The sequence below is a fragment of the Streptococcus pseudopneumoniae genome (genome assembly GCF_001070815.1).
GTDB lineage: Bacteria > Bacillota > Bacilli > Lactobacillales > Streptococcaceae > Streptococcus > Streptococcus pseudopneumoniae_P.
In genome coordinates, this window is sequence record NZ_JVLX01000053.1 from 1 (window position 1) to 13052 (window position 13052).

At 43.9% G+C, this 13052-nt stretch carries 7 protein-coding genes; 6 read left to right on the forward strand and 1 reads right to left on the reverse strand.

What is annotated here, in order from left to right; all coding sequences use genetic code 11:
* Nucleotides 1-1555: LPXTG cell wall anchor domain-containing protein (locus ADG81_RS10065; RefSeq protein WP_239668525.1), on the forward strand; the 1555-nt coding region annotated here is incomplete at its 5' end.
* Nucleotides 1556-1668: 113 nt separating this feature from the next.
* Here the strand turns inward: ADG81_RS10065 and ADG81_RS06310 are convergent.
* Nucleotides 1669-3765, reverse strand: coding sequence for a GH92 family glycosyl hydrolase (locus ADG81_RS06310; RefSeq protein ID WP_049551236.1), 2097 nt, complete (start codon nt 3763-3765; stop codon nt 1669-1671).
* 170 nt (nt 3766-3935) lie between these two features.
* On the opposite strand from ADG81_RS06310, the gene ADG81_RS06315 reads away from it, so the two are divergent.
* From ADG81_RS06315 to ADG81_RS06335, 5 genes are all read left to right on the forward strand, one after another.
* The gene (locus ADG81_RS06315; protein ID WP_045612448.1) at nt 3936-5216 is read left to right on the forward strand and encodes a glycoside hydrolase family 125 protein; all 1281 of its coding nucleotides are present in this window, start codon (nt 3936-3938) and stop codon (nt 5214-5216) included.
* Nucleotides 5217-5314: 98 nt separating this feature from the next.
* Nucleotides 5315-7960 carry an alpha-mannosidase gene (locus ADG81_RS06320; protein WP_049551237.1) on the forward strand — a complete coding sequence of 882 codons (2646 nt, stop codon included), beginning with the start codon at nt 5315-5317 and terminating at the stop codon, nt 7958-7960.
* A gap of 83 nt (nt 7961-8043) precedes the next feature.
* Nucleotides 8044-8913, forward strand: coding sequence for an ROK family protein (locus ADG81_RS06325; protein WP_049551238.1), 870 nt, complete (start codon nt 8044-8046; stop codon nt 8911-8913).
* Entirely contained in the window at nt 8907-10787 is a 1881-nt protein-coding gene (locus ADG81_RS06330; protein ID WP_049551239.1) for a beta-N-acetylhexosaminidase, read from the forward strand. The genes ADG81_RS06325 and ADG81_RS06330 overlap by 7 nt, the downstream gene beginning before the upstream one ends.
* A gap of 226 nt (nt 10788-11013) precedes the next feature.
* On the forward strand, nt 11014-13052 hold a 2039-nt coding region (locus ADG81_RS06335), incomplete at its 3' end, for a YSIRK-type signal peptide-containing protein (protein WP_049551240.1).

Here is a 13052-nt window from a genome sequence, read left to right on the forward strand (position 1 = left end):
AGCAGTCAACCCAGGTTCAACTGTAGTAGTGGACGATAAAGGCAATGCGACAGTTACAACTCCAGAAGGTAAGACAGCAGTAATTCCAGCGTCAGATTTGACTAAGTCAGAAGCGGATGCAGCTAAACCAAATGCAGGTAACGATGTGAATACACCAGCAGCTAAAACTGTAGTAGCTAACCCAGACAAACTTACAGACGCTGAGAAGAAAGCTATCGAAGATAAGGTTAAAGCAGTAAATCCAGGAGCGACTGTAGTCGTAGACGATAAGGGTAATGCCACAGTTACAACACCGGAAGGTAAGACAGCAGTCATTCCAGCAACTGATTTAGTGAAAACACAAGATGATATCACTAAAGAAAATGCAGGTAATGATGTAAATACACCAGCAGCTAAAACTGTAGTCGCAAATCCAGATGCTCTAACTTCAGAAGAGAAGAAAGCGATCGAAGATAAGGTTAAAGCAGTCAACCCAGGTTCAACTGTAGTAGTGGACGATAAGGGTAATGCAACAATAGCTAAAGGTGATGGTACAGTTCTTAACATTCCAGCTTTAGACCTAGTCATTCCAGCAGATGATTTGGCAGATGCAGCTAAGAATACAGCTGTTAAAACTCCTGCTATTCGCACATTAGTAGCTGATAAGGAAAAATTAACAGATGCTGAAAAAGCAGCAGTTAAGAAAGCAATTGAAGCAGTAAATCCAGGAGCGACTGTAGTCGTAGACGATAAAGGTAACGCAACAGTAACATTAGATGGAAACACAGTATCAATTGCAAAAGACCAATTAGTGAAAACAGCAAGTGATGTAACAGCTAAGAATAGTGGAGATAACATCAACCTTGACTTCGAAAAAGAAACAGTAGCAGACCTCAATAACTTAACAGATGCAGAAAAAGAAGCTGCAAAAGCTAAGATTAAAGGAGCAAATGCTGATGTGGTAGAAGTTATCTTCGACAAAGCAGGAAATGCAACTGTTGTAACTAAAGATGGTAAAGTTTTAGCAATTGCCGCTGAAGATATCTTTAAACAACGTCCTTCAGCTCCAAACAATGGTGGAAATGGAACTTCTGGCAATAACGCAGCTAATAACACTGATGCAAAAGTGAATAAAGCTAAGTTAGAAGGTGCTATCCATCAATTAGATGAATTGATCATTAAAGAATCAGCTAAGCTTGATGCAGAAACTGCAAAAGAAGCGAATGCATTATCAGCAGATGCTAAGAAAGTATTTGCTAATGCAGACGCAAGTCAAGCAGAAGTGGATGCAATGGTTAAACGTATCGAAGACTTCATGGCGAAAGTTGCTTCATCAACTGATCATGCAACTCCAGCTAACGACCAAGCTGCTCAAAAACCAGCTGTAGCTCCAGCTACTACTCAAGCAGCAGCTAATGCTAGCCAAGAAGCAGCAACAAACGCGCGTAAAGCAGCTAAAGAGTTGCCGAATACAGGTACAGCAGATTCTACTGTAGCTATGGTAGCAGCTGCCGCAAGTGCATTACTTGGTCTTGGTCTTGCAGGCCGTCGTCGTAAAGAAGACGAAGAAGCTTAATTGGTAGATTGTTTGATAAACATCAGATGATAAATCCGATTTTCAAAGCTTAAACAAGTACCTCTCATAAGAAAATCTCCTAGCAGGAAAGCCTGCTAGGAGATTTTTGTATTTCAGGAAGTGGACGGATGACTTGGCAACCAGCTAAGGGTGAAGGTTAGCTGATCAGCTTTCAAGAGGTCTTGGTGTTGAATAGTTGATACTAGGTCTTTGTCCAGTCTACATTCTTTTACAAAGTTAAAATGGCTGTGGTTTTGCTCAGTATGAATATCTAGCCATTTATTTTCTTTAGCTAGGTAAATACGGAGGTGGTCAAAGAGAGGGATTCCGAGATCATAGCTGGGCTTGCCTGGACAGGTTGGATAGAATCCGAGAGCTGACCAGATGTACCAAGCAGAGAGACTACCATTGTCTTCATCGCCAGGACAGGCTTGCCAGCTTGGATGAAAGGCCTTCTGACGGAGAGTCTTGATGAGAAGGGCAGTGTAGTCAGGGTAGTTGCTGTAACGGAATAGATAAGGAATGTGGAAGCTCGGTTGGTTAGAAATGGCGAGTTGTCCAAAAGGAGCAGTAGCCATTTCGCTCATTTCGTGAATTTCGTAACCATAGCCTGTTGTCTCAAAGAGGGGAGCATCTTGACAGGTTTTCAAAAGATAGTTGCTGAAGGTTTCTTTTCCACCCATAAGCTGGATTAAGTCTGGGATGTCGTGGAGAACGCCTAAAGTTGCTTGGATAGCTGAACATTCGGCATAATCACGTCCCCAACTATAAGGAGAGAAGTCAGGGCGGAAGTTGCCTTGATTGTCTCGCGCTCGCATGTAACCTGTCTCAGCATCAAATAGATGGCGGTAATTTTGTGATGCAGCTTTGTAGTTTTCAGCGATTTTTATTTTCCCTAGTTTTTTGGCACAGCTGGCGATACAAAAGTCGCTATAGGCATAGTCAAGGGTGTGACTGACACTTTCGTGGTGGTCGGTAGAGAGGTAGCCTAGTTCTTGGTATTGGGCTAGTCCGTGGCGACCATTGATGCCGAGAGGATCGGCCTTGCTGGCTGTTTCGAGCATAGCTTGGAGGAGTTCTACTTCTAGGTCAGGGGTCATGTCCTTGCAGGCGCTATCTGCGATAATACCGTCTAAAAGTGTACCTGGCATCATCCCCCGTTCATCTGGAGCCAGCCATTTTGGAAGAAAACCAGTATCGCGGTAGCTATTGAGAAAGCCTTCTAAAAAGAGACGATAATACTCTGGTATGACAAGGGCAAAGAGGGGGAAGGTGGTGCGGAAGGTATCCCAGAAACCATTGTTGCTGAAGAGGACACCAGGCTTTACAGTTCCAGTAGCCAGATCTTTGTGGATGGCTTGTCCTGATTCATCAACCTCATAAAAAGTCTGAGGAAAGAGGAAGAGTCTGTAGAGACAGTGGTCAAAGAAGGTTCGGTCAGTCTCTCCTGTTTCTATAATGTCAAAACGATGGAGGAGATTTTCCCAGTTCGCTTGTGCACTTGATTTACAGCTGTCAAAGTCCTTTTGAGGTAGATTAAGCAGTGCTTGAGAAGGAGAGATGAAAGAAGTGGCTAGCTGAATTTCAGTATGGCTACTTGCTAAGTCAATTCGCCAGTCTCTCCCTTCCTGGCTGACAGCAAGAATACCCGTATTCATTTTCAGGGCAGTGAACAGTATCAGTGAATTTTTGTTGGTCTCAGTTTTTCCTTCTTGTCGCAGGGCAAGAGTTCGCTTATCTACTTGCTCCACGGTCAGCTCATCTGCTGCGTGAAGATAGAGGGAGAGGGTTTTGCCTTGCTTTTGCTCCAAACGAATAGAAGCACCGTAGCAAGTCGGTGTGAACTGGGTTTCAATCTGATAGCGCAGGGAGAAAATCTTCAGATAATGAGGTTGGAAAGAGGCTTTTTCGATATCATAGGAAGACTGGCGGTGAAAGACGCAGTCTCCACCTAGATGGCCTGTGACAGGTGTCAGAAGGAGCCAAGAGTAGTCCCCAATCCAAGGACTGGGCTGGTGGGTCAATCGAATCCCCTGAAAGATAGGCAGATGCGGATCGAAAAACCAAGCTCCCTCCCGGTCACTGGTCTGGGGCACAAAGTAATTCATCCCAAAAGGAACTCCTGTGTATGGCAGGGTATTTCCCCGAGAGAAGGCATGCTTGCTGGCAGTTCCAAAGCGGGTATCGATGGTTTCAAGTAGTGGTTTCATAGTCTTTCCTTTAGCTGTTTTTCTACATTATATCAGAAAAAGATAACCTTTAGAGAAGGAGTTTCAAAGATAACTATTTTGTAGAAAAATGACTATCATTTGTGTATGTATTTTCTGTCTCAAAAGCTATATACTGAAAATGAAACTTGTTTGAAAGAGGATACTGCACGATGATTTATTCAAAAGAAATTGTTAGAGAATGGCTAGATGAAGTGGCAGAGCGGGCTAAGGACCATCCAGAGTGGGTGGATGTTTTCGAGCGTTGCTATACAGACACCTTGGACAATACGGTTGCAATTCTAGAAGATGGTTCAACTTTTGTCTTGACTGGGGATATTCCTGCTATGTGGCTTCGGGATTCGACAGCCCAACTCAGACCCTACCTGCATGTGGCTAAAAGAGATGCCCTCCTGCGTCAGACCATTGCAGGTTTGGTCAAACGTCAGATGGCCTTGGTACTTAAGGATCCCTATGCTAACTCCTTTAACATTGAGGAAAACTGGAAGGGTCACCATGAGACTGACCACACAGACCTTAACGGCTGGATTTGGGAACGCAAGTATGAGGTGGACTCGCTTTGCTATCCTTTGCAGTTGGCTTATCTCCTCTGGAAAGAGACTGGCGAGACTAGCCAGTTTGATGAGACTTTTGTCGCAGCGACAAAGGAAATTCTTCATCTGTGGAAGGTAGAACAAGACCACAAGAACTCTCCTTATCGTTTTGTTCGTGATACCGATCGTAAGGAAGACACCTTGGTAAATGATGGCTTTGGACCTGATTTTGCAGTGACAGGTATGACTTGGTCAGCCTTTCGTCCGAGTGATGACTGCTGTCAGTATAGTTACTTGATTCCGTCAAATATGTTTGCTGTAGTAGTCTTGGGTTATGTGCAAGAGATCTTTACAGAATTGAATCTAGCTGATAGCGAGAGTGTTATCACAGACGCTAAGCGTCTCCAGGATGAAATCCAAGAAGGAATTGAAAACTACGCCTACACAAGCAACAGCAAGGGCGAAAAGATTTATGCCTTTGAAGTAGACGGTTTGGGAAATGCTAGCATCATGGATGATCCAAACGTACCAAGTCTGCTGGCAGCACCTTATCTGGGTTACTGTTCGGTCGATGATGAAGTGTATCAAGCAACTCGTCGTACCATTCTGAGCCCTGAAAATCCATACTTCTACCAAGGAGAATACGCTAGCGGTCTCGGAAGTTCTCATACCTTCTATCGCTATATCTGGCCAATCGCTCTGTCTATCCAAGGCTTGACAACGACAGATAAAGCAGAGAAGAAATTCTTGCTGGATCAGCTAGTTGCTTGCGATGGGGGGACGGGTGTCATGCACGAAAGCTTCCACGTGGACGACCCAACGCTCTACTCTCGTGAATGGTTCTCTTGGGCCAACATGATGTTCTGTGAGTTAGTCTTGGATTACTTGGATATTCGCTAAGGAGTTCACTTTAGCTTCACTGATTCTTGGAAAGAATCACAAATTTACATTTAAAACGTTAACAATAAAAATTTAAATTTAGAATGAGGTTTTACTTCATGGAAAATGTTGTCGTACATATTATCTCACATAGTCACTGGGATCGTGAGTGGTACTTGCCCTTTGAAAGCCACCGTATGCAGTTGGTGGAATTATTTGACAATCTCTTTGATCTCTTTGAAAATGACCCTGAGTTCAAGAGCTTCCATTTGGATGGTCAAACCATTGTCCTTGATGACTACTTGCAAATTCGTCCTGAAAATCGCGACAAAGTCCAACGCTACATCGACGAGGGCAAACTTAAAATTGGTCCCTTTTATATCTTGCAGGATGATTACTTGATTTCAAGTGAAGCCAATGTCCGCAATACCTTGATTGGTCAAGCAGAATGTGCAAAATGGGGCAAATCAACTCAGGTTGGTTACTTCCCAGATACCTTTGGAAATATGGGACAAGCGCCTCAAATTCTTCAAAAATCAGGCATTCACGTGGCAGCCTTTGGTCGTGGTGTGAAGCCGATTGGATTTGATAACCAAGTCCTCGAAGATGAGCAGTTTACTTCCCAGTTTTCAGAAATGTACTGGCAGGGTGCGGACGGAAGTCGTGTCCTCGGTATCCTCTTTGCCAACTGGTACAGTAACGGGAATGAAATCCCAGTTGATAAAGAAGAGGCCTTGACCTTCTGGAAACAAAAATTGTCAGATGTGCGTGCCTACGCTTCGACTAACCAATGGTTGATGATGAACGGCTGTGACCACCAGCCTGTACAGAAAAATCTGAGTGAAGCCATTCGTGTGGCAAATGAACTCTTCCCAGATGTGACCTTTGTTCACAGTTCTTTTGATGAATATGTCCAAGCTGTGGAAAGTGCCCTACCAGAGCAGTTATCAACGGTTACAGGTGAGTTGACCAGTCAGGAAACAGATGGCTGGTACACACTTGCCAACACTTCTTCATCCCGCATTTACCTCAAACAAGCCTTCCAAGAAAATAGCAACCTCCTAGAGCAAGTTGTAGAGCCCTTGACCATTATCACTGGTGGTCATAATCACAAGGACCAGTTGACCTATGCTTGGAAAACTCTTTTGCAGAATGCGCCACATGATAGTATCTGTGGCTGTAGCGTGGACGAAGTTCACCGTGAGATGGAAACTCGTTTTGCCAAGGTCAATCAAGTCGGAAACTTTGTTAAGAGCAATCTTCTCAACGAGTGGAAGGGTAAAATCGCTACAGCTAAGGCTCAAAGTGACTATCTCTTTACGGTTATTAACACAGGTTTGCATGATAAGGTCGATACTGTCAGTACAGTGATTGATGTGGCGACTTGTGATTTCAAGGAATTGCACCCAACAGAAGGCTACAAGAAGATGGCTGCCCTTACCTTGCCAAGCTACCGTGTAGAGGACTTGGATGGTCGTCCTGTAGAGGCTAAAATTGAAGACCTTGGGGCAAATTTTGAGTATGATTTACCAAAAGACAAGTTCCGCCAAGCTCGTATTGCTCGCCAAGTGCGCGTGACCATTCCAGTTCACCTAGCACCGCTTTCTTGGACAACCTTCCAATTGCTGGAAGGAGAACAAGAACACCGCGACGGTATTTACCAAAACGGAGTGATTGATACGCCATTTGTAACGGTGAGTGTGGATGACAATATCACAGTTTATGACAAGACAACTCACGAAGCCTATGAAGATTTTATCCGCTTCGAAGACCGTGGGGACATCGGAAACGAGTATATCTATTTCCAACCAAAAGGAACAGAGCCAATCTATGCAGAGCTTCAGGGTTACGAGGTCTTGGAAAACACAGCTCGCTATGCTAAGATTTTGCTCAAACATGAGTTGACCGTGCCTGTCAGCGCAGATGAAAAACTAGAAGAAGAGCAAAAAGGTATCATCGAGTTTATGAAGCGTGAAGCTGGACGTTCAGAAGAGTTGACAAGCATTCCTCTGGAAACTGAGATGACTGTCTTTGTTGACAATCCACAAATCCGTTGCAAGACTCGCTTTACCAACACTGCCAAAGACCACCGTATCCGTCTCTTGGTCAAGACTCATAACACGCGTCCAAACAATGATTCTGAAAGCATTTATGAGGTGGTGACACGACCAAACAAACCAGCAGCTTCATGGGAAAATCCTGAAAATCCTCAACACCAACAAGCCTTTGTCAGTCTATATGACGATGAAAAAGGTGTGACTGTATCCAACAAGGGATTGAATGAATACGAAATCCTTGGAGACGACACTATTGCAGTGACCATTCTGCGTGCGTCAGGTGAGCTAGGTGACTGGGGTTACTTCCCAACACCAGAAGCACAATGCTTGCGTGAGTTTGAAGTCGAATTTGCGCTTGAATGCCACCAAGCCCAAGAACGCTTCTCAGCCTATCGTCGTGCTAAAGCCTTGCAGACACCATTTACCAGCCTTCAGCTTGCTAGACAGGAAGGAAGCGTGGCTGCGACTGGTAGCCTCTTGAGCCATTCTGTTCTCAGCATACCGCAAATCTGTCCAACAGCCTTTAAGGTAGCTGAAAATGAAGAAGGCTATGTGCTTCGCTACTACAATATGTGTAGTGAAAATGTACGTGTACCAGAAAGTCAATATCTCTTCCTTGACCTACTTGAACGACCATACCCAGTTCATAGAGGCCTCATTTCACCACAAGAGATTCGTACAGAATTCATCAAAAAAGAAGAAATTTAATTTCAAAAAGTAGACATAAAAAGAAAGGAGGGGCGAAAAAGTAAGGACTAACTGCTGATTCGCCCCTTTTTATGGTAAAAACAATGACCATTGCAACGATTGATATCGGAGGGACTGGGATTAAGTTTGCCAGTCTGACTCCTGATGGGAAAATACTGAATAAGACAAGCATTCCAACGCCTGAAAGTTTGGAGGACTTACTAGCTTGGCTAGATCAACGTTTGTCAGAGCAGGATTATAGCGGGATTGCTATGAGCGTTCCAGGCGCGGTCAATCAAGAGACGGGTGTGATTGATGGCTTCAGTGCGGTGCCCTACATTCACGGATTTTCTTGGTATGAGGCGCTTAGTTCTTATCAGATTCCTGTCCATCTGGAAAATGATGCCAACTGCGTTGGGCTCAGTGAATTGCTAGCTCATCCAGAACTTGAAAATGCAGCCTGTGTCGTGATTGGGACAGGGATTGGCGGAGCCATGATTATCAATGGCAGACTTCATCGAGGTCGTCACGGACTGGGTGGGGAATTTGGCTATATGACAACCCTTGCTCCTGCTAAAAAACTCAACAACTGGTCGCAACTAGCGTCAACTGGAAATATGGTGCGATACGTGATTGAAAAATCTGGTCAGACTGACTGGGACGGTCGCAAGATTTACCAAGAGGCCGCAGCAGGAAATGTTCTTTGCCAAGAAGCTATTGAGCGCACGAACCGCAATCTGGCGCAAGGCTTGCTCAATATCCAGTATCTCATTGATCCAGATGTCATCAGTCTGGGTGGTTCTATCAGTCAAAATCCCGACTTTATCCAAGGCGTCAAAAAAGCTGTCGATGCCTTTGTCGAAGCCTACGAAGAATATACGGTTGCGCCAGTTATCCAAGCTTGCACCTATCATGCAGATGCTAATCTTTACGGTGCCCTTGTCAACTGGTTACAGGAGGAAAATCAATGGTAAGATTTACAGGACTTAGTCCCAAACAAGCGCAAGCTATTGAAGTATTAAAAAATCACATTTCCCTACCAGATGTGGAAGTTGTAGTCGCTCAGTCTGACCAAGCTTCTATCTATATCAAGGGTGAGGGTGGCCACTATCAACTAACCTACCGCAAACCTCACCAACTTTATCGTGCCTTGTCCCTGTTGGCGGCGGCTCTAGAAGAAAGTGACAAGGTAGAGATTGAGGAGCAGGCAGCTTATGAAGATTTAGCTTATATGGCAGACTGTTCGCGAAATGCAGTGCTGAATGTGGCTTCTGCCAAGCAGATGATTGAGGTTTTGGCTCTCATGGGCTACTCAACCTTTGAGCTTTACATGGAAGACACCTACCAGATTGAGGGGCAGCCTTACTTTGGCTATTTCCGTGGAGCTTATTCAGCAGAGGAGTTGCAGGAAATTGAAGCCTATGCCCAGCAGTTTGACATGACTTTTGTGCCTTGCATTCAGACTTTGGCCCACTTGTCGGCCTTTGTCAAATGGGGTGTCAAGGAAGTGCAGGAACTCCGTGATGTTGAGGACATTCTTCTCATTGGCGAAGAAAAGGTTTATGACCTAATTGATGGCATGTTTGCTACTCTGTCTAAACTGCAAACTCGCAAGGTCAATATTGGGATGGATGAAGCCCACTTGGTTGGCTTGGGACGCTACCTGATTCTAAATGGTGTGGTAGACCGTAGCCTCCTCATGTGCCAACACTTGGAGCGCGTGCTGGATATTGCTGACAAATATGGTTTCCACTGCCAGATGTGGAGCGATATGTTCTTCAAACTCATGTCAGCGGATGGCCAGTACGACCGTGATGTGGAAATTCCAGAAGAGACTCGTGTCTACCTAGACCGTCTCAAAGACCGTGTGACCTTGGTTTACTGGGACTATTATCAGGACAGCGAGGAAAAATACAATCGCAATTTCCGCAACCACCACAAGATTAGCCATGACCTTGCCTTTGCAGGAGGTGCTTGGAAGTGGATTGGTTTCACACCTAACAACCATTTCAGCCGTCTTATTGCTATAGAGGCCAATAAAGCCTGTCGTTCTAATCAGATTAAAGAAGTCATCGTAACTGGTTGGGGGGACAATGGTGGTGAGACCGCTCAGTTTTCTATCCTACCAAGCTTGCAAATTTGGGCAGAACTCAGCTATCGCAATGACCTAGACCGTCTGTCTGCTCACTTTAAGACTAATACAGGTCTTTCGGTTGATGATTTCATGCAGATTGACCTAGCCAACCTCTTGCCAGATCTGCCAGGCAATCTCAGTGGTATCAATCCCAACCGCTATGTCTTTTATCAGGATGTTCTCTGTCCGATCCTTGACCGACACATGACACCTGAACAGGATAAACCACACTTCACTCAGGCTGCTGAGACGCTTGCTAACATTAAAGAAAAAGCTGGTAACTATGCCTACCTCTTTGAAACTCAGGCCCAGTTGAATGCTATTTTAAGTAGCAAAGTAGATGTGGGAAGATGCATTCGTCAGGCCTATCAAGCGGATGATAAAGAAAGTCTGCAAGAAATCGCCAGACAAGAATTACCAGAACTTAGAAGCCAAATTGAAGACTTCCATGTCCTCTTTAGCCACCAATGGCTGAAAGAAAATAAGGTCTTTGGTTTGGATACAGTTGACATCCGTATGGGCGGACTCTTGCAACGCATTAAGCGAGCAGAAAGCCGTATCGAGGCTTATCTGGCTGGTCAGCTTGACCGCATCGATGAGCTGGAAGTAGAAATTCTGCCATTTAACGACTTCTACGCAGACAAGGGCTTCGCAGCTACAACAGCCAACCAATGGCATACTATTGCGACAGCTTCAACGATTTATACGACATAAAAAACAAGAACACCTTGCTTGACGCAGGGTGTTTCGCGTGAAACAGAAGAATTGGATAAGATGCATCATATCAAGCTTAGTTCATAACATTTGATTTATAAAATGAAAAAGAGTATAATGAGTTAAGCCAATCTAAAATATGCACAAATATTTTAGGGGGGGGCTTTTTATTTGTCCTTCTGTTATATATTAACCGATAATTATCGGAAAAGGAGCAAAATGATATATGTTTTATAAAGGTAATGAAGATAGAGAAAAACGCTTGCGGTTTTCGATTCGTAAGGTTAGTTTTGGAGCTGCTAGTGTTGCAGTAGCAGCCTTGTTCATGTTTCCAGGAAATGGGACAGTGTCTGCCACAGAGCAAGGTGTAACCCCAACTAATGAGGAAACACAAGGCTCACCACTGAAAGACCCAGATGTCCAGAATGGAACCTACGGGGCGACTCCAGTAGTCAGTCAGTTGGATGGAAATTCTGGTAGCAGTGAGACTACTGCTCCGAAAGGTCAAGAAGAAACAACTACTCCAACATTTACTGATGCAAGCGCACCATCAGTCGAATCACCTACTGTTTCAAAAGATAAAGAAGAAACATCTACTACTGCCACTCCAGCGCCAGTAGTATCATCTACTGCTTCAGCAACAGAAGGAAAGTCAGCAGAGAAAAATACTGAGGTGCCATCTACAGAAGCAAATAGCGTAGAAAACAAAGACCAAACAAGAGCAACAGTTGAAGAGGAATCTACTAGACCAGTAGAAACAACCAAGCCCGCGGCAGTAACAGAAAGCAAGAAACTAAAATCACGTAAAAAACGTGATATAAGTGCCACTCCAGATGCAGATGCTGCAACGGATGACCAATCGGCAAACCAGACTTACAAAGCACCAAGTGCGGATGCTAGCGTGGAGGAGTTGGTTAAAGCCTTAAAAACTCTTCCAACGACGATAACTAATGAAACAAAACTTGCTTCTATCAATGAAGTTGGAAACCGTAAAGGTGTTCAGTCAGGAGAAGTTATAGATATAAGCGAATTTGGTGGCTGGAAAGCAGTAGAAGGAGGTAAATTTGGTTTAGCTAGAAAGACGGAAAAGGGAGTATTTCCTATTGAAACGGCGAATACTGTAAAAGTAAATAACGGACCTTATCGAACATATCTAGATGAAAGCTCGTTCGATCGTTCTCAAGAATATATCCTCCTCTTAGGAAAAGTAAGAACGGAAGCAAATAAGAATGAAACAGTAAGCGACGGAAGTCCATATAGGGAAGTTGATAATGGAAATAATGGAAATAAAGGTAAAGGTCTAGCGAGCTTTAAAGGTATAGAAAAAACGTTTAAGGCATATTCAAAGTCAACAGGTTCTGGGGTGACAGTATCATTTAGAACTGGATTTACAGGGGATATTGATGGGAATAAAGCGCGTTATAAAGTGGAGGTTTTGACTAAGGATAGTGCAGGACAAACGAAGATTATTTATACCGAAACATTTGGACCATCTGATAATACAAATAGTGATAAGAAGACAGTGACGCCGGTTCATGCTGCAGGTATTAAATATTTTAATACCAATAGGAACCCCCAGCCTACTAGGGAGCAATTAAATGAAAAATTAAGTGAAGATGGCAATAAATCTAATTTGGGAATTAACTATGGGACATTTACAAGTAAGGGAGTAGTATTACCGGCAGATGTAACTGAATATACTGTTCGTATTAGTGCTGCTGATAGCAATAAATTAGGTATGGGTTATCAGGTGCCTTGGCAACATTACGCCTTACCTGTAACAGGACTGGAATTTAATATTACCCAAGATACTAAACAAGTAGCGAAGGCATTGTTGAAACAGGCTTATGATAAACTGCTTGAAGACCAACAAAAAGACGAATATAGAAAAACTGAAGACAGTGTCCGTGCTTACCAAGAAAAGTTAGCTAAAATTAAAGAATTATTAGCCTCGAATGAGTTGAAAAATAATTCTGAATATATTTCTGTGTTAGAAAGTGCTGTTGATAGCAGAGATGACTTGAAAACTCAAACCCCAAGCCAACCAACTGTGACAGCAGATGAGCCAACAGCTAGCGTATCTGTGAAACCAGTAGGAGAAGCGGATAAAGTTGAAATTGGTCTTACGACTGATGGTGGTGCGAAGAAACTGACAGCAAGTAAGGGTCAAGATGGCACATGGAGCTTAGACGAAACACCAGCAGGAGTCAGCATCAATGCTCAAACTGGTGAAGTTACAGTATCTCATACAGCTGTAGTGGCTGG

Coding starts and splice junctions, on each gene's coding strand:
- ADG81_RS06310 (WP_049551236.1), bottom strand. CDS start 3,765: ATGAAACCACTACTTGAAACCATCGATACCCGCTTTGGAACTGCCAGC.
- ADG81_RS06315 (WP_045612448.1), top strand. CDS start 3,936: ATGATTTATTCAAAAGAAATTGTTAGAGAATGGCTAGATGAAGTGGCA.
- ADG81_RS06320 (WP_049551237.1), top strand. CDS start 5,315: ATGGAAAATGTTGTCGTACATATTATCTCACATAGTCACTGGGATCGT.
- ADG81_RS06325 (WP_049551238.1), top strand. CDS start 8,044: ATGACCATTGCAACGATTGATATCGGAGGGACTGGGATTAAGTTTGCC.
- ADG81_RS06330 (WP_049551239.1), top strand. CDS start 8,907: ATGGTAAGATTTACAGGACTTAGTCCCAAACAAGCGCAAGCTATTGAA.